This is a genomic window from Pseudomonas sp. W2Aug9 (genome assembly GCF_023127755.1).
Lineage (GTDB): Bacteria > Pseudomonadota > Gammaproteobacteria > Pseudomonadales > Pseudomonadaceae > Aquipseudomonas > Aquipseudomonas synxantha_A.
Genome location: NZ_SPKL01000008.1, coordinates 241,084 through 264,639, shown reverse-complemented (window position 1 = coordinate 264,639; position 23,556 = coordinate 241,084). Strand labels below are relative to the sequence as shown.

Here is a 23,556-nt window from a genome sequence, read left to right as displayed (position 1 = left end):
AGGACTATAAATTATAGCGATAAGTATAATTGACTATAATTGTCCGTCAAACCACCTCCCGTCGCCGATCCTCCCTAGGACACTTGGCAAACCTGGCGCGATAGCTGCGGGTGAAATAGGACGGCGACTCAAACCCACACGCAATGCTCACCTCCAGCACACTCATGTCGCTCTGGCGCAGCAGTTTCCGAGCTTTCTCCAGGCGCAGGCCGAGATAGAAGTTGCTCGGGGTGTCGTTCAGATGCAGACGAAACAGGCGCTCCAGTTGACGCCGGGTGACCTTGATCGCGTCGGCCAGGGCCAGGGTGCTCAGGGGCGGTTCGGTGTGTTGCTCCATTTCGCCGATCACGTGCACCAGTTTCTTGTTGTTGATGCCGTAGCGCGTGGCGATCTGCATGCGCTGGTGGTCTTTGCGTGGGCGTATACGGCCGAGCACGAATTGCTCCGAGACCTGGACCGCCAGTTCCGAGCCGTGGGCCTGGGCGATCAGATCGAGCATCAAGTCGATGGACGCGGTGCCGCCGGCGCAGGTAATGCGGCGACGGTCGATCTCGAACAGTTCCTGAGTCACGCTCAACTGCGGATAGGCTTCCTTGAAGGCGTCGATGGCTTCCCAGTGCAGGGTCAGGCGGTGGCCATCGAGCAGCCCCGCTTCGGCCAGCACACAGGCGCCGGTGTCGATGGCGCCCAAGGTCACGCCGTCGTGATCGAGGCGACGCAGCCAATGCTCCAGCGCCGGGGTAGAGCATTGCAAAGGCTCGAAACCGGCCACCACTAATAATGTGGCGCCTTTTTCCAGCGGCTCCAGCGCGGCGTCGGCGTTGACCGACATACCGTTGCTCGCCAGCACCGCACCGCCATCTGCACTCAATATGTGCCAGCGGTACAACTCGCCACGAAAGCGGTTGGCGACCCGTAACGGTTCCAAGGCCGAGATAAAACCGATGGCCGAAAAACCCGGCATCAGCAAGAAGTAGAAATCCTGGGACATGGTGGCGCTCTCGTGGGGCGGGCAGCGTGGCACTGTGATACTCCCGTTGATGCACGGATTCAAGGGGACAGGTCGCTGCAGTGCAAGAGCCGGTCGCCGTCGTGCGCTTTGTGGTTCGCCAAGCTGCGTAACGTGGCGTCACGGTGCACAAAGACACCGGCCCCCACAATAACGACCTGCCGAGGGACCCACCATGAACCGACTGATCCGCCGTTGCGTACTTGCACTCAGCGCCAGCGCCGTTTTGAGCACTAACGCCATGGCAGCGGATGCCGCTTCATGCCAGAACGTACGCATGGGCGTGGTGAACTGGACCGACGTGATCGCCACCAGCGCCATGACTCAAGTGCTGCTCGACGGCCTCGGCTACAAGACCAAACAAACCAGCGCCTCCCAGCAAATCATCTTCGCCGGTATCCGCGACCAACGCCTGGACCTGTTCCTGGGCTACTGGAACCCGCTGATGACCCAGACCATCACGCCGTTTGTCGAGGCCGGGCAGGTCAAGGTCCTGGATAAACCCAGCCTGGAAGACGCGCGCGCCACCCTGGCGGTGCCGACTTATCTGGCGGACAAGGGCCTGAAGACCTTCGCTGACATCGCCAGGTTTCAGAAAGAGCTGGGCGGCAAGATCTACGGCATCGAGCCTGGCTCGGGTGCCAATACCCAGATCAAGGCGATGATTGCCAAGAACCAGTTTGGCCTGGGCAAGTTCCAACTGGTGGAGTCCAGCGAAGCCGGCATGTTGGCCGCCGTGGACCGCGCCGTGCGCCGCAAGGAAGCCGTGGTGTTCTTTGGTTGGGCGCCGCACCCGATGAACGTGAATGTGGCGATGACCTACCTCACCGGCAGCGAAGACGCCCTGGGGCCGAACGAAGGCCGGGCCAGCGTATGGACCGTCACGTCGCCAACCTACGCCGAGCAGTGCCCCAACGTGCACACGCTGCTGACCAACCTGACGTTCACCGCCGCCGACGAGAGCCGCATGATGCAGCCGCTGCTCGATCACAAGGATGCCCTGGAATCCGCCAGGCAGTGGCTCAAGGATCACCCTCAAGACCAGCAGCGCTGGCTGGAGGGCGTGACCACGTTCGATGGCAAACCCGCGGCCGCCAACCTGAAACTCACCAGCAAATAACCTTCTCCGAATCACCGTTTCGCGGCCACTTGCGACCGCGAACGGCACCACCACGCCTGTAAGGAACCGCCTCATGAACCACGACGTCATCATCACCTGCGCACTCACCGGTGCTGGCGACACGACCGCCAGAAGCCCGCACGTGCCGGTCACCCCCAAACAAATTGCCGCCGCCGCAGTAGAAGCCGCCAAGGCCGGCGCCACCGTGGTGCACTGCCATGTGCGCGACCCGCACACCGGAAAATTCAGCCGCGATGTAGCCCTGTACCGTGAAGTGATGGAACGCATCCGCGAGGCCGACATCGACATCATCGTCAACCTCACCGCCGGCATGGGCGGCGACCTGGAAATCGGTGGCGGCGAGAACCCGATGGACTTCGGCCCCAACACTGACCTGGTCGGCCCACTGACCCGCCTGGCGCATGTGGAGGAGCTGCTGCCGGAGATCTGCACCCTGGACTGCGGCACCCTCAACTTCGGCGACGGCGACACCATTTACGTGTCCACCCCGGCGCAACTGCGGGCCGGCGCCAAGCGTATCCAGGCCCTGGGCGTAAAGGCCGAGCTGGAAATTTTCGACACCGGCCACCTGTGGTTCGCCAAGCAGATGATCAAGGAAGGGCTGCTCGATAACCCGCTGTTCCAACTGTGCCTGGGCATTCCCTGGGGCGCGCCGGCCGACACCACCACCATGAAAGCCATGGTCGACAACCTGCCCGCCGACGCGGTGTGGGCAGGGTTCGGGATTGGTCGCATGCAAATGCCGATGGCCGCGCAAGCGGTGCTGCTGGGCGGCAATGTACGGGTGGGCCTGGAAGACAACCTGTGGCTGGACAAAGGCGTGCTCGCCACCAACGGCCAGTTGGTGGAACGCGCCATTGAAATCCTCAGCCGGCTGGGTGCGCGGGTCATGACCCCGGCCGAGGGGCGAATCAAGATGGGCCTGACCAAACGCGGTTAAACATGTGGGATCCCCGAACTCTCTAGGAATGTGCCAATGAGCTTTATCACTGACATCAAAACCTTCGCTGCCTTGGGCAGCGGTGTTATCGGCAGCGGCTGGGTCTCCCGTGCCCTCGCCCACGGCCTGGATGTGGTCGCCTGGGACCCTGCCCCCGGTGCCGAAGCAGCCTTGCGCAAACGCGTCGCCAATGCTTGGGGTGCGCTGGAAAAACAAGGCCTGGCAGCGGGTGCCTCCCAGCATCGGCTGCGCTTTGTCAGCACCATCGAGGAGTGCGTCAAGGACGCCGACTTCATTCAGGAAAGCGCCCCGGAACGCCTGGAGCTCAAGCTGCAGTTACACAGCCAGATCAGCGCGGCGGCCAAGCCGAATGCGTTGATCGGTTCGAGCACGTCCGGGCTGTTGCCAAGCGAATTCTATGAAGGTTCGACCCACCCGGAACGCTGCGTGGTCGGCCACCCGTTCAACCCGGTTTACCTGCTGCCCTTGGTGGAGGTGGTGGGCGGCAAGCGCACTGCGCCTGAAGCGATCCAGGCGGCCATCAAGGTGTATGAATCCCTCGGTATGCGCCCGCTGCATGTGCGCAAGGAAGTGCCCGGTTTTATTGCCGACCGGCTGCTCGAAGCGTTGTGGCGCGAGGCGCTGCACCTGGTCAATGACGGCGTGGCCACCACCGGCGAAATCGATGACGCGATTCGCTTTGGCGCCGGCTTGCGCTGGTCGTTCATGGGTACCTTCCTCACCTACACCCTGGCAGGCGGTGATGCCGGTATGCGGCACTTCATGGCGCAATTCGGCCCGGCGTTGCAGTTGCCATGGACCTACCTGCCAGCACCGGAGCTGACCGACAAGCTGATTGACGACGTTGTCGATGGCACTAGCGATCAGTTGGGCCAACACAGCATTTCGGCGCTGGAGCGCTATCGTGATGATTGCCTGTTGGCAGTGCTTGAGGCGGTGAAAACCACCAAGGCCCGGCACGGCATGACCTTCGCCGAATAAAGGGAACCGATAATGCCCGCATTGACCACCTATACCACCCGAGTCCTTCCCGACTGGGTGGACTACAACGGCCACCTGCGCGACGCGTTCTACCTGCTGATCTTCAGCTACGCCACCGACGCGCTGATGGACACCCTGGGCCTGGACAGCGACAACCGTGAAGCCAGCGGCCACTCATTGTTCACCCTGGAGCTGCATCTGAACTACCTGCACGAAGTGAAACTGGGCGCCGAGGTTGAAGTGCACACCCAACTGATCGCCCATGACGCCAAGCGCCTGCACCTGTATCACAGCCTGCACCGGGTGCACGATGACAAGGAACTGGCCGGCAATGAACAGATGCTGCTGCACGTCGATCTGGCCGGGCCGCAAGCTACGCCGTTCACCGAGGCCACGCTGCAACGGCTCGCCGCGATCAGCGCTGCACAGGCCGAGCTGCCAAGGCCCGCCCTGCTTGGCCGTGTCATCGGTTTACCGGCAAAAAAAGCCCCGGGCCAGCCGTGACTGGATCGGGGCAGAGGGGCCTTGTGTGAGCTGTGCATCTGGAGGGTGACCAAACCGTCAAGCTGCGTGCCTGGGATCAGTGTGCCTATTAACCGTATTGCCAAGTGACCCGAAAACGACCTGTTCATAGCCATCCAAGCCATTGCTCGATTCTGCTCTTGCCCACCCAGCGGGGGCCAACCAGAATCCAGGTCAATCCCTGTTCCCTACACTAGGATAAACGTCATGATGCACGCGGATTTGATTGACCAGGATGACCTGCTGAGCCAACTGCGCTCGCTGGGTTTTGAAGTATCCAGCGGTACCACCGCCGAGCAGGCGTGTGAATGTGCGGTGCGCGGTTTGAGCGAGGCGCGGGCCAAGGCGCTCAAGGGCATGGTTGAAAAAATGTACAGCGGCAGTGCGACGATTTTGCCGGCGGTACGCCAGGCGATCGACAAGCAGTTGTTGCCGGCGCTGATGCAATTCAAACAGAACTCCGGCGCCTGAAAATAGAGCTATCGCAGGCAAGCCAGCTCCCACAGGAGAACGCATTCCAAGGTGGGAGCTGGCTTGCCTGCGATGCAGACGACTCGGTTTAGAGCCTTACACTGGCAAACGTCGACTCGTTTCTGGCCTGGCTCAACGCCGACATCGGCCCCGACAACGGTGACAACACCAGTGCCTGCGGAATCGGCATCATCGCCACTTGCTGGGTAGTGTTGGAGCCGACACGTTCATCGCGTGGCGGTATGCCGAAGTATTCGCGGTAGCACTTGGAGAAGTGCGGCGTGGACACGAACCCGCACACCGACGCCACTTCGATGATCGACATCGGTGTTTGCTTGAGCAACTGCCGTGCACGGATCAGGCGCAGCTTGAGGTAATAACGCGACGGCGAGCAGTGCAGGTATTTCTGGAACAGCCGCTCCAACTGGCGGCGCGACACGGCGACATACACCGCCAGTTCATCCAGGTCGATCGGCTCTTCCAGGTTGGCTTCCATGAGCGCGACGATTTCCTGCAGCTTCGGCTGGTTGGTGCCGAGCATGTGCTTGAGCGGCACGCGCTGGTGATCCTGTTCGTTGCGGATGCGTTCGTAGACGAACATCTCGGAGATGGCAGCCGACAATTCACGGCCGTGGTCGCGGCTGATCAGGTGCAGCATCATGTCCAACGGCGCAGTGCCGCCGGAGCTGGTGAAGCGGTTGCGGTCGAGCGTGAACAGACGCGTGCTCATCGCGACGCGCGGGAAGGCTTCCTGCATCGACGCCAGGCATTCCCAATGCACGCTGCAATCAAAACCGTCGAGCAAACCCGCGCAAGCCAGCGCCCAACTGCCGGTACACACGGCACCCAGGCGACGGGATTGACGCGCCTGGCTTTGCAGCCACGACACATGCTCACGGGTGACCGTGCGCTGGATACCCACACCGCCGCAGACGATGACCGTGTCCAACGCCGGCGCTTTGTGCATGGAGGCGTCCGGGGTGATTTGCAGGCCGTCGCTGGCCCATACCTGGTTGCCGTCCACGCTCAGGGTTGTCCAGCGGTACAGCTCGCGGCCGGACAACTGGTTGGCCATGCGCAGGGGTTCCACAGCCGACGCCAGTGAAATCAGCGTGAAATTGTCCAGCAGCAAAAAGCCGATGGATTGAGGCGCACGGTTCTGGGGTTGGGCCCCGGAGTTGAACGACGTCATCGCGGTATCTCCTCACACAAAGCGGGTGATGGCCTCAGGCGAGGCTCTTGTTATTGCGCTCATCCCCTGCGAGGGGAGAGAGGCTTTGAATTGACAGAGCAAATGCCATGCCGAAAATTGAATGGCTATTCAATAACTCCTGAAAACGACCTGTTGATGCGTCTATATAAGCCCGCGCGTGGGGTGCGGGATATGACGTGAGAAGGGTGCTACTCAAAGCGTGTGAGCAAATCGGTAGCACTTGTGGGAAGGCGCTTTGCGGGCGTAGGACGTGTCTGTCACCCAAAGCACAATGCGCAGGTGACGAGAGGGAAATCGTTTGGTAGCTACTTATCTGTTTGCGACGCGCTAAAAGGTGGCGTTTTTTGATCTGGTGTTCACTTTATGAGCAATTGTGTCTGCACTATTGCTATCGGGGGCAAGCCCCCTCCCACATTTTGAAGGTGTTCACAAATCAAGTGTGGGAGGGGGCAAGCCCCGATGCAGGCGACTGGGTCTCAGCACTCAACCGCACTCACCGCCAACCCACCGCGTGATGTCTCTTTGTACTTGTCATGCATATCGGCCCCGGTATCACGCATGGTGCGGATCACCCGGTCCAGGGAGATAAAGTGCTGGCCGTCGCCGCGCAGGGCCATTTGCGCCGCGTTGATGGCCTTCACCGCCGCAATCGCATTGCGCTCGATACACGGCACCTGTACCAGGCCGCCGACCGGGTCGCAGGTCAGGCCGAGGTTATGTTCCAGGCCGATTTCAGCGGCGTTGCACACCTGCTCCGGCGTGGCACCTAGAATCTCCGCCAAGCCAGCTGCGGCCATCGCGCAAGCCGAGCCTACTTCACCCTGACAGCCGACTTCAGCACCGGAGATCGAAGCGTTCTTCTTGCACAAGATACCTACCGCCGCCGCGCCGAGCATATAGTCGACCACGTTGGCTTCGGTGACCTCCTCACTGAACTTCATGAAGTAGTGCAGCACTGCCGGGATGATCCCCGCCGCGCCATTGGTGGGCGCCGTCACCATGCGCCCACCGGCGGCGTTTTCTTCGTTGACCGCAAGGGCGAACAGGTTGACCCACTCCATGGCGCTCAAGGTCGAGCCGATCACATTGGGTTTGCCCAGCTCTTGCAAACTGCGATGCAACTTGGCGGCGCGACGGCGCACATTGAGGCCGCCGGGCAGGATGCCTTCGTGCTTGAGGCCCTGCTCCACGCAATCCTGCATGGCGCGCCAGAGTTTCATCAGGCCGCTGCGGATTTCTTCTTCGGAGCGCCAAGTCTTTTCGTTCGCCAGCATCAGTTCGGCGACGCGCAGGTTGTGGGTCTTGCACAGCTGCAACAGCTCCACCGCACTGGAAAAATCGTAAGGCAATTCGGTGCGGTCCATATCGGCCACGCCGCTTCGGGCCTGGGCCTCATCCACCACAAAGCCACCGCCGACCGAATAGTAGGTATCGCGATGCAGTTCGCCGTCATCGCCCCATACCACCAGGGTCATGGCGTTGGGGTGGAACGGCAGGTTCTCGTCGAGCAAGCGCATGTCCCGCGCCCACACAAATGGCACCGGCAAGCGGCTGTCCAGCAACAGGGTGTCGGTTTCACGCAAGGTTTGAATGCGTACGCCGATTTGCGAGGGGTCGATTGCGTCCGGCCACTCGCCCATCAGGCCCATGATGGTTGCGGTGTCACTGCCATGGCCGATGCCAGTGGCAGACAACGAGCCGTACAGTTGCACTTCGACACGCCGAACCCGTTCCAACAGTTCACGCTCACGCAACGCCTGCACGAACAACGCCGCGGCGCGCATGGGGCCCACGGTGTGAGAACTCGAAGGCCCGATGCCGATCTTGAACAGGTCGAAAACGCTGATAGCCATTAACGTGTAACTCCTCGATAAGCGCGGGCCGGGCTTGAACGAGGTGCTACGCTCAGATCGCCCAGATGGCGGCATCATCAAGCTTTTGTTGCTCGCCCCGGCGTCTCACACCGACGCATCCATGCTCACCAGCGTCGCTCGCGTGCGAACGCCTGTTGTGGCCGTTTTTTGCGGTGCAGATGGGTAAAAACAGCAGTTTTACCTTGGGAAAAAGCTGTAAGCGACGTCATCGGTACTGGATGCGACCCTCCCTGTACTGGATACGACGCCCCCTGTAGGCGTCAGATTTTCACTAGTACATGATCAGTCTCGACTCGTTTGCAAGGCACCGCGCCAGAGCTGTTCTCGCACGCTCCAACCGCAACACTTATAAAGCGCGGCGAATGCCGCCAGAAAAGACACAGGAGTCTACCCCGATGAAAGGTTCACCCTCGTTGTTGTTGGCCGCCATGCTGAGTCTGCCCGTCATGGCACACGCCGCAGAACCGGAACAGTGCAAGACCGTCAACTTCTCCGATGTCGGCTGGACCGACATCACCGTCACCACCGCGACCACCAGCGAAATCCTCAAGGGCCTGGGCTACAAACCGCGCACCACGATGATTTCGGTACCGGTGACCTACAAGTCCCTGGCCGACGGCAAGAACATGGACATATTCCTCGGCAACTGGATGCCGACCATGGAAAACGACATCAAGCAGTACCGTGATGCCGGCACCGTGGAAACCGTGCGCGCCAACCTGGAAAACGCCAAGTACACCCTGGCGGTCCCACAGGCGCTGTACGACAAGGGCCTGAAAGACTTCGCCGATATCGCCAAATTCAAGGATGAGCTGGGCGGCAAGATCTACGGCATCGAGCCGGGCAACGACGGCAACCGCACTATCCAGACACTGATCGACAAAGACGCCTTCGGCCTCAAGACCGCCGGCTTCAAGGTGGTCGAGTCCAGCGAAGCCGGGATGCTCTCCCAGGTTGAACGCGCCTCCAAGCGCAACCAGGCCATTGTGTTCCTCGGCTGGGAACCGCACCCGATGAACACCCGCTTCAAGATGAAGTACCTGACCGGCGGCGACGATTCGTTCGGCCCCAACTATGGCCAGGCCACCATCTACACCAACACCCGCAAGGGCTACACCCAGGAATGCAGCAACGTCGGCCAGTTGCTGAAAAACCTGGTGTTCACGCTGGACATGGAAAGCACCCTGATGGGTAACGTCCTGGACGACAAGATGAAGGCCGACGCCGCCGCCAAGGCCTGGCTGCAGAAGAACCCGCAAGTGCTCGACACCTGGCTCGCCGGTGTCACCACCGTCGATGGCAAACCAGGGCTCGATGCCGTCAAAGCTTACCTCGCCAAATAGCACCCGCTGACCCCGGGCCGGTGCGCTGGCACGGGATGTTTTCCCCTTCGCATGTGGACATTCACTACCATGCTGACTGAACAGAAAATCCCTCTAGGCCAGTACATCGCTGCCTTCGTCGACTGGTTGACCCAACACGGTGCCAACTATTTCGACGCAATCGCATCGACACTGGAAACGATGATCCACGGCGTGACGTTTGCGCTGACCTGGTTCAATCCGCTGGCATTGATCGGTCTGATTGCGCTGCTGGCTCACTTTATTCAACGCAAATGGGGCCTGACGGTGTTTGTCATTGCCTCCTTCCTGCTGATCCTCAACCTGGGGTACTGGCAGGAAACCATGGAAACCCTCGCGCAGGTGCTGTTCGCCACCCTGGTCTGCGTGGTCATCGGCGTGCCGCTGGGTATTGTTGCCGCGCACAAGCCGATGTTCTACACCATGATGCGGCCGGTGCTCGATCTGATGCAGACCGTACCGACCTTCGTCTACCTCATCCCTACCCTGACCCTCTTCGGGCTGGGTGTGGTGCCCGGGCTGATTTCCACGGTGGTGTTCGCGATTGCCGCGCCGATCCGCCTGACTTACCTGGGTATCCGCGATGTGCCGCAAGAGCTGATGGACGCCGGTAAAGCCTTTGGCTGCTCGCGCCGCCAGTTGCTCTCGCGCATCGAGTTGCCCCACGCCATGCCGAGCATCGCCGCCGGCATTACCCAATGCATCATGCTGTCGTTGTCGATGGTGGTGATCGCCGCCCTGGTGGGTGCCGACGGCCTCGGCAAGCCGGTGGTCAACGCACTGAACACCGCTGACATTGCCCTGGGCTTTGAAGCGGGCCTGGCGATCGTCTTGCTGGCCATCATGCTCGACCGTATCTGCAAACAACCCGACGCTAAAGTAGGGGGTGATGCATGAGCATTATCCGATTCGACAATGTCGACGTGATCTTTTCCAAAGACCCACGCGAAGCGCTCAAGCTGCTGGACCAGGGCATGAGCCGTAACGAAATTCTGAAGAAGACCGGGCAGATTGTCGGCGTTGAAAAGGCCAGCCTGGATATCGAGAAAGGCGAGATCTGTGTGCTGATGGGCTTGTCGGGTTCCGGCAAGTCAAGCCTGCTGCGCTGCATCAACGGCCTCAACACCGTCAGCCGTGGCCAACTGTTTGTAGAGCATGAAGGTCGCCAGATCGACATCGCCTCCTGCACCCCCGCCGAGTTGAAAATGATGCGCACCAAACGCATCGCCATGGTGTTCCAGAAGTTCGCCCTGATGCCTTGGCTGACGGTGCGCGAGAACATCAGCTTCGGCCTGGAAATGCAGGGCCGTCCGGAGAAGGAACGGCGCACGCTGGTGGATGAAAAGCTTGAACTGGTGGGCCTGAGCCAATGGCGCAACAAGAAGCCCGACGAGCTGTCCGGCGGTATGCAGCAACGCGTCGGCCTGGCCCGCGCCCTGGCGATGGACGCCGATATCCTGCTGATGGACGAACCCTTCTCGGCCCTCGACCCGCTGATTCGCCAAGGTTTGCAGGATGAGCTGCTGGAGCTGCAACGCAAGTTGAGCAAGACCATCGTGTTCGTCAGCCACGACCTGGATGAAGCGCTGAAACTGGGCAGCCGTATCGCGATCATGAAAGACGGCAAGATCATCCAGTACAGCGTGCCGGAAGAGATCGTGCTGAACCCGGCGGACGACTATGTGCGCACCTTCGTCGCCCACACCAACCCACTGAACGTGCTGTGCGGACGCAGCCTGATGCGCACGCTGGACAACTGCAAGCGCGTGAACGGTTCGGTGTGCCTTGATCCGGGTGGTGACTCGTGGCTGGACCTGGCCGAAGGCAACACCATCCAGGGCGCACGCCAGAATGGCGTGGCGATGAGCCTGCAGAATTGGGCGCCGGGGCAAGCGGTGGAAGGTCTGGGCCGGGTGCCGACGCTGGTGGACTCCAACATCGGTATGCGCGATGCGTTGCAGATTCGCTACCAGACGGGGAACAAGCTGGTGTTGCATGACAACAACAAGGTGGTGGGGATCTTGGGTGACAGTGAGCTCTACCATGCCCTCTTAGGCAAGAACCTGGGCTAGCAAACACTGCAAAGCAAAATGTGGAAGGGGGCTTGCCCCCTCCCACATTCAAAGCACCACCAGGCTTCAACTATCAGCTATAGACACGGCCAAGGAGCTGCCGATGGCTTTCAAACTGATCGAGCACATCCCGGGTGATCTGTTCCTGGGTGAAGCCCATCAGGTCGTATTCCTGAGGCCCGTTGTGCAGGTACACCTCGGCACGGTAATAACGGGTGCGCTCTTCTTCAGGCAAGTCAGCCGGCGCCGACGAGTAAGCATCCAGGCTCACTTCGTAGACAAACGGGTTGCCCTCTTCCATCTCGATGCGCACACCAATGCAGCGCTTGGATTTGCCCAGCAGTGTCTGCACTTCCAAACCTTGCTCACGCAGCGCAACCGCCGCTTCTTCCAGCGCCGGCGTTACGTGCTTGTCCATAAAGCGTTGCACGGTGGCCTGGCTCGGTTGCAGGTCCAGCGCCGTCAAGCGCTCGCTGAACCCACGACGCCCGCGTTCAGCCAGTTGCGCCTGCTCCTGTTCGATGGCCACGTCCTGGCGCATCGCCTTGTGCAAACCGAACATAAAGAAGATCAGCACCACCGAGAACGGCAGCCCTGCCAGCACTACCATGGTTTGCATGGCTTCGAAGTTGCCGGCAAACAACAGACCGATCGTCACCAGCGTAATGACCGCCGACCAGAAGATCCGCAACCAGTGCGGCGCATCTTCGTCCACATTGCCGCCTTTGCAGGACAGATTGGCCATCATCACCGCGCCGGAATCCGCCGGGGTCAGGAACAACACAAAGCCCACGAAGATCGATACGCCGATAACAATTTTCGATGCTGGGTAATGCTCAAGCAGTTGGTAGATGGCCATGGACGGCTGCTCCAGAGCCGTCTTGCCCAACTCCACCGCCCCGTGGTTCAACACCAGGTCCAGGGCCGAGTTACCGAAGATCGACAGCCACGCCAGGGTAAAGCCCAGCGGGATAAGCAATACGCCCGCCACCAGTTCACGCACGGTACGGCCACGGGAAATACGCGCGATGAACATGCCCACAAATGGCGCCCAGGAAATCCACCAGGCCCAGTAGAACAGGGTCCACAGGCCCATCCAGCGCTCGGTCTTGTCGGCGTCGCCTTCGTACACATACAGGTCGAAGGTTTTCAGAATGATGCCGTTGAGGTAATCGCCGGTGTTCTGCACCAGGCCGTTGAGCAGGTGCAGGGTCGGGCCGAACAGCAGCACAAAAATCAGCAAGCCGCTGAACAGCACGATGTTGAGGTTGGACAGGCGGCGAATGCCGTTCTCCACGCCCGATACAGCAGCGATGGTCGCTACGGTGCTCATCACGATGATCACGATCAGCAAGTTAGTGTTGCTGTGCTCCATGCCGAACAGGTTTTCCAGCCCCGACGACACCTGCATCGAGCCGATACCCAGGTTGGTCACCAGCCCCAGCAAGGTGACGAACATGCCGAAGCCGTCTACCGCATGGCCGGCCGCGCCCTTCACCCAACGCTCGCCCACCAATGGGTACAGCGCCGAACGCAAGGCCAGCGGCTGGTTATGGCGGTAGGCAAAGTACGCCACGGCCAAACCGACCAGGGCATAGATCGCCCAGCCGTGCAGGCCCCAGTGCAGAAAGGTCAGTTGCAGCGCCTGGCGTGCCGCGCCATTGCTGGCCGCTGCGCCTTCGGGCGGGTTGAAGTAGTGGTCCAACGGCTCGGACGCACCGAAATACAACAGCGAAATGCCGATGCCCGACGAGAACAACATGCCGGCCCAGGCGCCGTAGCTGAAGTCCGGGGTGTCGTCCTTACTACCCAGTTTCAATTTCCCGTAGGACGAAAACGCCAGACCGACCACAAACACCAGGTAGGCGGCGATAACCACCATGTAGTACCAGCCGAAGCTTTTCGACAGCCACGCCTGGGCTACGCCGAGCAGGCGCCCGGCCTCCTGCGGGGCGATGATCAGAATGGCGGTCAATATCAGAATCAGCGCGGTGGAGGTGTAGAACACCCAACCGTTGACCCGGACCTTTTCCGGCGGGGTCTTTATAAGAGAGGCAGAACTCATGGCGCAGATGCTCCAGGCAGTGCGAGAGAGAAACACAAGGCAACGGTTATCCCGGGACATCGATTTTTCGGCAGTCGACGGACGGGTGTTATAAAGACACCCCGAAAATTCTTGAGCCCGCCGAAGCGGTGATCAGGCTCTGAAGTGGCCTGTTTCAAGGGTTTTTGCAGGTGTCAGAGGTTGCAGCTCGCAGGTAGGAAATATCTGTAGGCAGCGACCATTTGTCGCAGATCTTATTCTTTGTTGATTGAACGTTCAATCAAAACAAAATAGACTGGCCCTCAAGCCGACGGACGTGGATCGCCCATCGGCAGGCCTAAGGAGAGGTGCTACATGCCCAAGGTCGGTATGCAACCCATACGCCGCCAGCAGTTGATCGAAGCCACTTTGACGGCCATCGATCAGGTCGGAATGGGAGATGCCAGCATTGCGCTGATTGCGCGGCTGGCCGGCGTCTCGAACGGCATCATCAGTCACTACTTTCAGGACAAGAACGGCCTGATCGCAGCGACCATGCGCTACCTGATGAATGCGTTGATCGAGAACGTCCACGAACGCAGGCGTGCCTTGAAGGAAGACAGCCCACGGGCACACCTTCAGGTGATCATCGAAGGCAACTTCGACGCCAGCCAGGTCAATGGCCCGGCAATGAAAACCTGGCTGGCCTTCTGGGCCACCAGCATGCACCACCCGTCATTGCACAGGTTGCAGCGGATCAACGATCACCGTCTGTATTCCAACCTGTGTTGCCAGTTCCGCCGTGCGATGCCGTTACCCGAGGCACGCAGCGCAGCCCGCGGCCTGGCGGCTTTGATCGACGGTTTGTGGTTGCGCGGCGCCCTGTCGGGAGACGCTTTCGACACGGAGCAAGCGCAACGGATCGCTTACGAATACATGGATTTCCAATTGGCCAAGCAGGTGAGTTAGAGCACTTATAAACGCTCAACCCCTGAACGTCCGTCGCTCAGTGTTGCCACAACTCCATGGCCCACTGTACGGCGGGTAACGCCAACCACTTATGCACTTGCGAGGACTTTATGGCCCGTTTCGACCTGCAAAAACTCTACATTGACGGCGGCTACAGCGACGCTGGCAGCGATGCCACCTTCGAAGCCATCAACCCGGCTAACGGTGAAGTTCTCGCCCAAGTGCAACGCGCCACGAAAGAAGACGTCGAGCGTGCCGTGGTCAGCGCTGAAAAGGGCCAGAAAATCTGGGCTGCCATGACCGCCATGGAGCGTTCGCGCATCCTGCGTCGTGCTGTCGACATCCTGCGCGAGCGCAACGATGAACTGGCCGCCCTGGAAACACTGGACACCGGTAAAGCCTTCTCCGAAACCAAGTACGTCGACATCGTCACCGGCGCCGACGTGCTGGAATACTACGCAGGCCTGGTGCCAGCCATCGAAGGCGAGCAGATCCCGCTGCGCGACACCTCCTTCGTCTACACTCGCCGCGAGCCGCTGGGTGTAGTCGCCGGTATCGGCGCGTGGAACTACCCGATCCAGATCGCCCTGTGGAAATCCGCCCCGGCCCTGGCCGCAGGCAACGCGATGATCTTCAAGCCAAGCGAAGTCACCTCGCTGACCACCCTGAAACTGGCCGAGATCTACACCGAAGCCGGCGTTCCGGCTGGTGTGTTCAACGTACTGACCGGCAGCGGCCGTGAAGTCGGCACCTGGTTGACCGAGCACCCGCGCATCGAGAAAGTCTCGTTCACCGGCGGCACCGACACCGGCAAGAAAGTCATGGCCAGCGCCTCGAGCTCGTCGCTCAAGGAAGTGACCATGGAACTGGGCGGCAAGTCGCCACTGATCGTGTTCGAAGACGCCGACCTGGATCGCGCCGCCGATATCGCGATGATGGCCAACTTCTACAGCTCCGGCCAGGTCTGCACCAACGGCACTCGTGTGTTCGTGCCCAAGCATCTGCAAGCTGCGTTTGAAGCCAAGATTGTCGAGCGCGTTGCGCGCATCCGTGTCGGCGACCCGCAGGACGACAACACCAACTTCGGCCCGCTGGTCAGCTTCGCCCACATGGAAAGCGTGCTGGGCTACATCGCCAAAGGTAAGGAAGAAGGCGCCCGCCTGCTGTGCGGCGGCGATCGCCTGACCGATGGCGACTTCGCCAAAGGCGCCTTCGTGGCTCCGACCGTGTTCACCGACTGCACCGATGACATGACCATCGTGCGTGAAGAAATCTTCGGCCCAGTGATGAGCATCCTCACCTACGAGACCGAAGAAGAAGTGATCCGTCGCGCCAACGACACCGACTTCGGTCTGGCTGCCGGCCTGGTGACCAAGGACCTGAATCGCGCCCACCGCGTGATTCATCAACTGGAAGCGGGTATCTGCTGGATCAACGCCTGGGGCGAGTCCGACGCCAAGATGCCGGTCGGTGGCTACAAGCAATCCGGTGTGGGCCGTGAGAACGGGATCAGCTCGCTGAACAACTTCACCCGCATCAAATCAGTACAGGTTGAGCTGGGCGATTACGCCTCGGTGTTCTAACACCCGAGCCTTGTATTGCCTGTAAGGCCGCCATCGGGGGCAAGCCCCCTCCCACCTTTGACTGTGTGAACCCGATCAAATGTGGGAGGGGGCTTGCTCCCGATGAGGCCCGACCTGACTAGACTTCAAAGAGGGTGCATCCAATGTCCCAAGAATACGATTACATCATTGTGGGTGCCGGCTCCGCCGGTAACACCCTGGCGACCCGTCTGACCGAAGACGAAGGCGTCACCGTTTTGCTGCTGGAGGCCGGTGGCCCGGACTACCGCCTCGACTTCCGTACCCAGATGCCCGCCGCCCTGGCTTTCCCGCTGCAAGGCCGCCGCTACAACTGGGCCTACGAAACCGATCCAGAGCCACACATGGACGGTCGCCGGATGGAGTGCGGGCGCGGCAAGGGCCTGGGTGGTTCTTCGCTGATCAACGGCATGTGCTATATCCGTGGCAATGCCATGGACTATGACAACTGGTCGAAGCTGCCCGGTCTGGAAGACTGGACGTACCTCGATTGCCTGCCGTATTTCCGCAAGGCAGAAACCCGCGATATTGGCCCGAACGACTACCACGGTGGCGAAGGCCCGGTCAGCGTGACTACGCCGAAAGCGGGCAACAACCCGTTGTTCCACGCCATGGTCGAAGCCGGCGTACAAGCCGGTTACCCGCGGACCGAAGACTTGAACGGTTACCAGCAAGAAGGCTTCGGCCCGATGGACCGTACCGTCACGCCGAATGGCCGTCGCGCCAGCACCGCACGCGGTTACCTGGACACGGCTAAAAAGCGTTCGACCCTGACCATCGTCACCCATGCCCTTACCGACAAAGTGTTGTTCGAAGGCAAGCGTGCCGTTGGCGTGCGCTACCTGATCGGCGCCGCCGAAGAGCGCGTTGAAGCCCGTGCGCGTAAAGAAGTATTGGTGTGCAGCGGTGCAATCGCTTCGCCGCAGTTGTTGCAACGCTCCGGTGTCGGCCCGGCCAAGCTGCTGGAAAGCCTCGACATCCCGGTGGTCCACGACCTGCCGGGCGTCGGCGAAAACCTGCAGGATCACCTTGAGCTGTACCTGCAATATGCGTGCACCCAGCCGGTGTCGCTGTACCCGTCGCTGCTCTGGTACAACCAGCCAGCCATCGGTGCCGAGTGGCTGTTCAACGGCACTGGCATTGGCGCCAGCAACCAGTTCGAAGCCGGCGGTTTTATCCGTTCGCGTCCGGAATTCGAATGGCCGAACATCCAGTACCACTTCCTGCCGGTCGCGATTAACTACAACGGCAGCAACGGTGTGAAAGAGCACGGTTTCCAGGCACACATGGGCTCCATGCGTTCGCCAAGCCGTGGCCGCGTGCAACTGAAGTCGAAGAACCCACGGGACTACCCGAGCATCCTCTTCAACTACATGGCCACCGAGCAGGACTGGCAGGAGTTTCGCGATGGCATCCGCCTGACCCGTGAAATCATGCAGCAGCCGGCACTGGATCAATACCGTGGCCGCGAAATCAGCCCGGGTATTGAAGTGCAAACCGATGAGCAGCTCGACAAGTTCATCCGCGAGCACGCCGAAACAGCGTTCCACCCGTCCTGCTCGTGCAAGATGGGCACCGACGAGATGGCCGTAGTGGATGGCGAAGGCCGCGTGCATGGCATGCAGGGTCTGCGTGTAGTCGATGCGTCGATCATGCCGATCATCACCACCGGTAACCTGAACGCGCCGACGATCATGATCGCCGAAAAAATCGCCGACAAGATCCGTGGCCGCAAGCCGCTGCCGCGCAGCACCGCCGACTACTACGTGGCAGGCGATGCGCCGGTGCGTGGCAAGCCGATGCGTGAAGTAGGGCCGGCTGCGCACTGATACTGCTAATGCAGGAGCGAGGGGACATCTGGTCTTACTCGCTCCTGCAACACCACGGCCACTAACCCCTTCGGGCTATGTGAAAATTGCCAAGACTTCATACTTCATTGGGTTGGCTTAAATAAGCGGCGTTACGCTCCAAAATTTTCAGTGTAAAAATTGGATTACTTGGAACTATACCTGCGCCTACGGCCACTAGGTGGGCCCACCATTGTGATAAAACATTCTTTTTCTCCTTCAAACAAAGTGAATAAGTAGTCTTGGCAAAGGTTTTCGGAAAATGGAAATGCATACCCACTTTTACTTCATCTTGGCTAAGGTGATCGAGTGTGACATGCTCCCCAGCAGAGTTGAGCAAATAAACATACATAGAATCATCATCCGGCTCCCCCCCACAGAGGAAATCATGTGTAGAAGCGCCACCCAGGGTCGTTCCTGATGTCTCCCTGACCGAGCCGATACACCCAGCACCGGCTGCTCCACCCCCCCTAAAAAATAAAACATAGTGATCATGTCTATACCTGAAATATATCTGCGCAGGCTCATCAGCGTGAGAATTCGCGCACATATATTTCCATTCTTTATTACGAGGTGTTCCGTGACTATCTTCGACTTTAGAAAAACTTACGGGCACGCCTTCTACCCACACCGAAGCTATAAATGACTTTCCACGATCCGTGCTCATAAAATTCACCTTATTAAATAAACGCGGCAATCTCTGCCGCACATCTTAAAGCTACATAATTAAACAGATGCCGCCACCTGTGAAAACTAACAGCCAGGTAGTCTATTTACGAATAAGAACCCAATAAGAAAGCACATAATTATCTAAGCCGAAGCCCCAAACTTGATACCTCCTCCACACCCGCCTACCCTGATGCCGCACTCACACCCCACGCTGCCACTGCTGCCTCAGCGCTCCACTACAAGGAGGTTCTCCGAATGTTCGACAACCACCAGCGGCTCAAACAGCACTTCAGTGCCCTGCGCACCCGTGCCGAATTCTTCTCCCTGCGCTACGTACGCGAATCCGGTCAGTACCTGTCGGTACGCAAGAACGTCGCCGAGCCACCACACCTGAGCCACGATGAAGGCGCCATGCTTACCGTGCGTCTCAATGGCGTGGAAGCCTATGCCGCGACCAACGACATTTCCCTTGCCGGCCTGCAAGCGGCCCTTGAGCGCGCCGAACAGCAAGCCCGGATGATCCAGCCCCACGCCCTGCTCGACCTGCACCAGCAGCCGGTTTCCAATGAAGTCGCCGACTACCTGTCTCCGGACCTTGATCAGCCCTTCCCACCCCTGAGCGACTGCTACCAATTGCTCGGCGATGAATCTGCCGCCGTGCCCAAGGATGAACGCCTGGTGACTTGGGAAGTCAGCCTGGGCACCACCCATGTTGAGCAGATCTACCTCAACAGCGCCGGCGCGCAATTGCGCCAGGCTCAGCGCTTCGTCTTCCCTGGCCTGAGTGTCACCGCCTTCGACGGCAACGACAGCCAGACCCGCACCCTGGGCGGTACCAACTTCGGCCAGCAAGGCAGTGCCGGTGTGATCCAGCGCTTTGGCCTGGTGGGCGCCGCCCGCAAGGTGGCCGACGAAGCCCTGCAATTGCTGCTCGCACCCAATACGCCCCACGGCCAACGTGACCTGCTGCTGATGCCCGACCAGATGATCCTGCAGATCCACGAGTCCATCGGCCATCCGCTGGAACTCGACCGCATCCTCGGTGACGAGCGTAACTACGCCGGCACCAGTTTTGTGAAGGCCAGCGACTTCGGCCATCTGCAATACGGCTCACCGCTGCTTAACGTGACCTTCGACCCGGACATCCCCGAACAGCTCGCCAGCTACAGCCATGACGACGACGGCACCCGCGCCAGCAAGCAATTCCTGATCCGCGATGGCCTGCTGCTCAAGCCCCTGGGCGGTGCGTTGTCGCAATTTCGCGCCGACTTGCCAGGCGTTGCCAACAGCCGCGCCTGCGGCTGGAACCGCCCGCCCATCGACCGCATGGCCAACCTGAATATCGAGGCCGGCGATAAAAGCATGGAGCAACTGGTGGGTGGCATTGAAAACGGCATCCTGATGTCGACCAACCGTTCGTGGTCCATCGACGATGCGCGCAACAAGTTCCAGTTCGGTTGCGAGTGGGGCCAGTTGATCGAAAACGGCGAACTCAAGGGCGTGGTGAAGAACCCCAACTATCGGGCAATTTCCGCGCAATTCTGGCGCAACCTCAGCGCGGTCGGCGACGCCAGCACCTTCAAGGTATTGGGCACGCCCAACTGCGGCAAGGGCGAGCCCAACCAGGTGATCCGCGTCGGCCATGCGTCGCCGGCCTGTGTATTCAGTAACATTGACGTATTTGGGGGCGATGCCTGATGAACCACTTCAAGGCACTGGTGGACTGGCTCAAGCAGGCCGTCACCGACAAGGAGCAGTTCCACCTGGGTTACGCGGATGAATCGTCCGAGTTCGTGCGTTTTAACCACGCACAGGTGCGCCAGGCCGGCCAAGTGCAACAGGCCAGCCTGAACCTCAAGCTAATCAACGATGGCCGCCACGCCGACCTGGGCATCACCCTGTCCGGCGAGGCGGCACTGGATCGCCAGCGTCTGGCCGATGCCCTGCAACAGCTGCGTGAAACCCTGCCGCTGCTGCCACGTGATCCGTACCTGCTGCTCAACCACAACGCCTGGCAAAGCAGCAACGAACAGCGACGGCCGCTGCCGGCCCTGGACCAGGTGCTGGACGATATCAGCCAGTCTGCCGACGGCGTCGACCTGGTCGGCTTCTACGCTGCCGGCCCCATCAGCCGTGGTTTCGCCAGTTCCTCGGGCGCGTTCGGCTGGCATTGCGCCAACAGCTTCAACTTCGATTTCAGCCTGTTCCACGCCAATGGCGAAGCGGTCAAGGCCAGCTACGCCGGGCACACTTGGGACAGCGCCGAATTTGCCGCACGCTTTCAACAGGCCCGCGAGCAACTGGCGTTTCTGGGGCGGCCGCTGCACAAGCTGGCGCCCGGCCAATACCGTGCCTACCTTGCACCGCCAGCGCTGGAAGAAATCATCAGCATCATTACCTGGGGTGGTTTTTCGGCCCAGGCCATCGCCAGCAAAGGCAGTTCGTTGCAGCGCCTGTATGCCGGTGAACAATCACTGAGCCCGCTGGTGACAATCAATGAACAGATCAGCGGTTCCCTGAGCCAGGCGTTTTCCACCGAAGGCTACCCGCGCGGGGATGTGCCCCTGATCCGGGCAGGCAAGGCCGAGGGCCAGTTGATCAACTCTCGCAGCGCCGCCGAATACGGTTTGAGCACCAACGGCGCCAGCAGCGACGAGTCGCCCAGCGCCTTGCAAATGGCGGCAGGCAGCCTGGCCCAGGCCGATATCCTCAAGCAGTTGGGCACCGGGTTATATATCAGCAACCTCTGGTACCTGAACTATTCCGACCTGCCAGCGGCGCGCCTGACCGGCATGACGCGCTTCGCCACGTTCTGGGTGGAAAACGGCGAAATCAAGGCGCCGGTCAGCACCATGCGTTTTGATGACAGTGTCTATCAGTTGCTCGGCTCGCAACTTGAGGCCCTGACCGCTGATCGGGAGTTGTTGCTCTCGGCCAGCACTTACAGCCAGCGCAATACCGCCTCCAACCTGCTGCCGGGTGCCTTGGTCAAGCGCCTGACCTTGACGCTGTGAAACTTTCACAGCCCGCGTAAAAACTAATGGCAGCCACTCCGGCTGCCATTAGTTATATAAGTGTCCGGCTATTTCCCTTCCTGCGTACAAACCGACCCAAGGCCGGATTTATCCTGCATCCAAAACCAATCGAGGTCACTCTCTGTAACCTATCCTCTCACCTATAGCGGGAACGCATTGCAGCAACAGGACACTTACAACAGTGATTCATTTGCGGGCAACCCACTATCAACTGCGGAGCATACTTATGAGCCTGAGCATTTCGACGCCCACCGGCAGTCATCGGTCGAGCGTAAATAGCTATTCACAAACAAGGGGCAAATCCGCAAATAACACGTCGAGCGCTGAAAACAAACTATTGTCTTCACACCTCCTCCGCGCCGTGCCTACCGAAACATCCGCAACACATGTCATGTCAGGAAAAGATAGAGGCGCCCCACCCAGTAACTTGTGGACTGGCTTGTATGCCACCTATGAAAAATACCCCTACTTTGGCCGTTATGACCACGATGACTGGGTGGCGGTAATTAAGGCCGCCATGTCGGGCCTCGGCCAGAGCCCCTTGAGTATTTTTGATGAAGTCAAGGACACCGGAAACGGCTACAACATCACCATGAAAGACGACTTCAAACTGCATATATCCAACGATGAACTAGCACTGGCTACCCACCATGCCAAGTTTGCGGGCGACGATGAGGGCATGCTAAAAGATGCACGCTTTATTTTTGCGATCATGAATAAACGCAAGCACCTTGAAGCACAATACAACTACAGAAAAATCGATTATCGCACCCATATTCACCAACACAGCTTTGGTGCTGTTCTGAGCTCTTCTGATTACGGGATCAGCGGGTACGAGGGTTTAAAGCTTTTAGGGCTTGACTACCAACTACAGCATGTGTGGTCTCAGGACGTAGGGAACCAGGTAGCCGTACCGGCAATGAAGGTATTTTCGAGTAAGCGCGGCATGATTAATGACGGCTTTATGGAAAACTACGGGCACAAGAAAAAAGTACCACAATGGATAGAAAGCTTTATTGTCCTCAAGGCCCCCCACACCTCCATGCCCACGCCTATTGCGGTCCCTCAGATATCAACACCTCCCACCTTCACGCTCGAACCCCTTCCCACTGAAGGTGATGTTCAGGCCGACCATGAACTTCCGGAGCTTTCTGCCAAACGAAATGGACAGAAACCAGATAACCTGGTCACCGGGTTTTATACGCAAAGACCTTTTGTCTTTCAAGGTGAGACTTCAACCCACGCCGATGTCATAAAATTGCTGATGTCCAAGTTCGGGCAGAGCCCAACTGATGTTTTTTCAAATGTAAAATTCGCCCATAACGCCTATCAGGTCACCTTTAGGGACGGATTTGAATTGACCCTCTCGCGGGACGAACTTGAGCAAGCCCAACAACACTCCTTATTCATCGGGCACGATGATGGCATGATAAAGGACGCCAACTTCATCTTCGCAGCCTACATCAAACGTCAACAACTCCAGCCCCCCGTGCGTTCCTTTGGGCAGAGTTTCGAAGCAGCACTGATTGGCAACATTGATGGCCGTACGGTAAAAAATGTTCTGGAAGGGATGGGCGTGAGCTCATCTATTAAATACATGGAAAGAGCGGGCGATGCCGATGGCCTGACCGTGTTGATCGGCAGTAACGCTGGTGGGCTGTTCTACAACGGCAGGCTCATAAAGGAAGGTAAAAATCTTCCTGGGGATGAGAAGGTACACACCCACGGATATCAACTCGCATAATAATAAATCCTCACCGTCAGTTCTCAGACAACCTGTTCACCGACAGTCTCCTTTATGTACCCC

Annotated in this window: 19 protein-coding genes; 14 read left to right on the top strand and 5 right to left on the bottom strand. The window is 59.4% G+C overall.

What is annotated here, in order from left to right; translation table 11 throughout:
- Positions 1-46: 46 nt before the first annotated feature.
- Complete coding sequence (locus tag E3O56_RS05855) at positions 47-991, bottom strand: GlxA family transcriptional regulator (RefSeq protein WP_005792161.1); 945 nt, start codon at positions 989-991, stop codon at positions 47-49.
- Between the two features lie 193 nt (positions 992-1,184).
- Here E3O56_RS05855 and E3O56_RS05850 point away from each other — a divergent pair, with 193 nt between their 5' ends.
- The 5 genes from E3O56_RS05850 to E3O56_RS05830 all read left to right on the top strand — a co-directional run bounded on the left by E3O56_RS05850 (position 1,185) and on the right by E3O56_RS05830 (position 5,085).
- Positions 1,185-2,129: a choline ABC transporter substrate-binding protein gene (locus tag E3O56_RS05850; protein ID WP_032879054.1), complete on the top strand. Its 945-nt coding sequence runs from the start codon at positions 1,185-1,187 to the stop codon at positions 2,127-2,129.
- A 73-nt stretch (positions 2,130-2,202) separates the two neighbouring features.
- Entirely contained in the window at positions 2,203-3,090 is an 888-nt protein-coding gene (locus E3O56_RS05845; protein WP_248127973.1) for a 3-keto-5-aminohexanoate cleavage protein, read from the top strand.
- Positions 3,091-3,126: 36 nt separating this feature from the next.
- Positions 3,127-4,092 carry an L-carnitine dehydrogenase gene (locus E3O56_RS05840; RefSeq protein WP_078822524.1) on the top strand — a complete coding sequence of 322 codons (966 nt, stop codon included), beginning with the start codon at positions 3,127-3,129 and terminating at the stop codon, positions 4,090-4,092.
- 12 nt (positions 4,093-4,104) lie between these two features.
- Positions 4,105-4,596: a thioesterase family protein gene (locus tag E3O56_RS05835; RefSeq protein ID WP_248127972.1), complete on the top strand. Its 492-nt coding sequence runs from the start codon at positions 4,105-4,107 to the stop codon at positions 4,594-4,596.
- A gap of 225 nt (positions 4,597-4,821) precedes the next feature.
- Complete coding sequence (locus E3O56_RS05830; protein WP_032879047.1) at positions 4,822-5,085, top strand: hypothetical protein; 264 nt, start codon at positions 4,822-4,824, stop codon at positions 5,083-5,085.
- A gap of 88 nt (positions 5,086-5,173) precedes the next feature.
- Here E3O56_RS05830 and E3O56_RS05825 read toward each other — a convergent pair whose 3' ends face one another.
- Both E3O56_RS05825 and E3O56_RS05820 read right to left on the bottom strand, forming a co-directional pair.
- The gene (locus tag E3O56_RS05825) at positions 5,174-6,277 is read right to left on the bottom strand and encodes a GlxA family transcriptional regulator (RefSeq protein ID WP_005792167.1); all 1,104 of its coding nucleotides are present in this window, start codon (positions 6,275-6,277) and stop codon (positions 5,174-5,176) included.
- Between the two features lie 497 nt (positions 6,278-6,774).
- A complete protein-coding gene (locus E3O56_RS05820) occupies positions 6,775-8,151 on the bottom strand; it encodes an L-serine ammonia-lyase (protein ID WP_005792168.1) in 1,377 nt (458 codons plus the stop codon).
- A gap of 416 nt (positions 8,152-8,567) precedes the next feature.
- Here E3O56_RS05820 and E3O56_RS05815 point away from each other — a divergent pair, with 416 nt between their 5' ends.
- From E3O56_RS05815 to choV, 3 genes are all read left to right on the top strand, one after another.
- Positions 8,568-9,515 carry a choline ABC transporter substrate-binding protein gene (locus tag E3O56_RS05815; RefSeq protein WP_032879044.1) on the top strand — a complete coding sequence of 316 codons (948 nt, stop codon included), beginning with the start codon at positions 8,568-8,570 and terminating at the stop codon, positions 9,513-9,515.
- A 69-nt stretch (positions 9,516-9,584) separates the two neighbouring features.
- Positions 9,585-10,430, top strand: coding sequence for a choline ABC transporter permease subunit (gene choW / locus E3O56_RS05810; RefSeq protein ID WP_003194913.1), 846 nt, complete (start codon positions 9,585-9,587; stop codon positions 10,428-10,430).
- Positions 10,427-11,605 carry a choline ABC transporter ATP-binding protein gene (gene choV / locus E3O56_RS05805; RefSeq protein WP_248127971.1) on the top strand — a complete coding sequence of 393 codons (1,179 nt, stop codon included), beginning with the start codon at positions 10,427-10,429 and terminating at the stop codon, positions 11,603-11,605. Before choW ends, choV begins: the two co-directional genes overlap by 4 nt.
- Positions 11,606-11,678: 73 nt before the next feature.
- Here the strand turns inward: choV and E3O56_RS05800 are convergent, their stop codons facing one another.
- Positions 11,679-13,613 (bottom strand): BCCT family transporter, encoded by a 1,935-nt coding sequence (locus E3O56_RS05800; RefSeq protein WP_228309931.1) that lies wholly within the window; start codon positions 13,611-13,613, stop codon positions 11,679-11,681.
- A gap of 390 nt (positions 13,614-14,003) precedes the next feature.
- Here E3O56_RS05800 and betI point away from each other — a divergent pair, with 390 nt between their 5' ends.
- The 3 genes from betI to betA all read left to right on the top strand — a co-directional run bounded on the left by betI (position 14,004) and on the right by betA (position 18,027).
- Positions 14,004-14,597 carry a transcriptional regulator BetI gene (betI, locus tag E3O56_RS05795; RefSeq protein WP_032879040.1) on the top strand — a complete coding sequence of 198 codons (594 nt, stop codon included), beginning with the start codon at positions 14,004-14,006 and terminating at the stop codon, positions 14,595-14,597.
- Positions 14,598-14,707: 110 nt separating this feature from the next.
- Positions 14,708-16,180, top strand: coding sequence for a betaine-aldehyde dehydrogenase (gene betB / locus E3O56_RS05790; protein WP_032879038.1), 1,473 nt, complete (start codon positions 14,708-14,710; stop codon positions 16,178-16,180).
- Positions 16,181-16,323: 143 nt separating this feature from the next.
- The gene (gene betA / locus E3O56_RS05785; protein ID WP_032879035.1) at positions 16,324-18,027 is read left to right on the top strand and encodes a choline dehydrogenase; all 1,704 of its coding nucleotides are present in this window, start codon (positions 16,324-16,326) and stop codon (positions 18,025-18,027) included.
- 97 nt (positions 18,028-18,124) lie between these two features.
- Here the strand turns inward: betA and E3O56_RS05780 are convergent, their stop codons facing one another.
- The gene (locus tag E3O56_RS05780) at positions 18,125-18,712 is read right to left on the bottom strand and encodes a hypothetical protein (RefSeq protein WP_146097895.1); all 588 of its coding nucleotides are present in this window, start codon (positions 18,710-18,712) and stop codon (positions 18,125-18,127) included.
- A gap of 257 nt (positions 18,713-18,969) precedes the next feature.
- Between E3O56_RS05780 and E3O56_RS05775 the strand changes: the two genes are divergently transcribed.
- The 3 genes from E3O56_RS05775 (at position 18,970) to E3O56_RS05765 (ending at position 23,493) form a co-directional block, all read left to right on the top strand.
- Positions 18,970-20,412, top strand: coding sequence for a TldD/PmbA family protein (locus E3O56_RS05775; protein ID WP_032879033.1), 1,443 nt, complete (start codon positions 18,970-18,972; stop codon positions 20,410-20,412).
- Positions 20,412-21,728 carry a TldD/PmbA family protein gene (locus E3O56_RS05770; RefSeq protein WP_223017707.1) on the top strand — a complete coding sequence of 439 codons (1,317 nt, stop codon included), beginning with the start codon at positions 20,412-20,414 and terminating at the stop codon, positions 21,726-21,728. The genes E3O56_RS05775 and E3O56_RS05770 overlap by 1 nt, the downstream gene beginning before the upstream one ends.
- A gap of 247 nt (positions 21,729-21,975) precedes the next feature.
- Complete coding sequence (locus E3O56_RS05765) at positions 21,976-23,493, top strand: hypothetical protein (protein WP_248127970.1); 1,518 nt, start codon at positions 21,976-21,978, stop codon at positions 23,491-23,493.
- The last annotated feature ends 63 nt before the right edge of the window (positions 23,494-23,556 follow it).

Bases quoted from the DNA above. Each gene is read 5' to 3' on its own strand.
- E3O56_RS05855 (WP_005792161.1), bottom strand. From the start codon at position 991: ATGTCCCAGGATTTCTACTTCTTGCTGATGCCGGGTTTTTCGGCCATC.
- E3O56_RS05820 (WP_005792168.1), bottom strand. From the start codon at position 8,151: ATGGCTATCAGCGTTTTCGACCTGTTCAAGATCGGCATCGGGCCTTCG.
- choW (WP_003194913.1), top strand. From the start codon at position 9,585: ATGCTGACTGAACAGAAAATCCCTCTAGGCCAGTACATCGCTGCCTTC.
- betA (WP_032879035.1), top strand. From the start codon at position 16,324: ATGTCCCAAGAATACGATTACATCATTGTGGGTGCCGGCTCCGCCGGT.
- E3O56_RS05835 (WP_248127972.1), top strand. From the start codon at position 4,105: ATGCCCGCATTGACCACCTATACCACCCGAGTCCTTCCCGACTGGGTG.
- betI (WP_032879040.1), top strand. From the start codon at position 14,004: ATGCCCAAGGTCGGTATGCAACCCATACGCCGCCAGCAGTTGATCGAA.
- E3O56_RS05840 (WP_078822524.1), top strand. From the start codon at position 3,127: ATGAGCTTTATCACTGACATCAAAACCTTCGCTGCCTTGGGCAGCGGT.
- E3O56_RS05770 (WP_223017707.1), top strand. From the start codon at position 20,412: ATGAACCACTTCAAGGCACTGGTGGACTGGCTCAAGCAGGCCGTCACC.
- betB (WP_032879038.1), top strand. From the start codon at position 14,708: ATGGCCCGTTTCGACCTGCAAAAACTCTACATTGACGGCGGCTACAGC.
- E3O56_RS05830 (WP_032879047.1), top strand. From the start codon at position 4,822: ATGATGCACGCGGATTTGATTGACCAGGATGACCTGCTGAGCCAACTG.
- E3O56_RS05775 (WP_032879033.1), top strand. From the start codon at position 18,970: ATGTTCGACAACCACCAGCGGCTCAAACAGCACTTCAGTGCCCTGCGC.
- choV (WP_248127971.1), top strand. From the start codon at position 10,427: ATGAGCATTATCCGATTCGACAATGTCGACGTGATCTTTTCCAAAGAC.
- E3O56_RS05780 (WP_146097895.1), bottom strand. From the start codon at position 18,712: ATGAGCACGGATCGTGGAAAGTCATTTATAGCTTCGGTGTGGGTAGAA.
- E3O56_RS05815 (WP_032879044.1), top strand. From the start codon at position 8,568: ATGAAAGGTTCACCCTCGTTGTTGTTGGCCGCCATGCTGAGTCTGCCC.
- E3O56_RS05765 (WP_248127970.1), top strand. From the start codon at position 21,976: ATGAGCCTGAGCATTTCGACGCCCACCGGCAGTCATCGGTCGAGCGTA.
- E3O56_RS05825 (WP_005792167.1), bottom strand. From the start codon at position 6,277: ATGACGTCGTTCAACTCCGGGGCCCAACCCCAGAACCGTGCGCCTCAA.
- E3O56_RS05845 (WP_248127973.1), top strand. From the start codon at position 2,203: ATGAACCACGACGTCATCATCACCTGCGCACTCACCGGTGCTGGCGAC.
- E3O56_RS05850 (WP_032879054.1), top strand. From the start codon at position 1,185: ATGAACCGACTGATCCGCCGTTGCGTACTTGCACTCAGCGCCAGCGCC.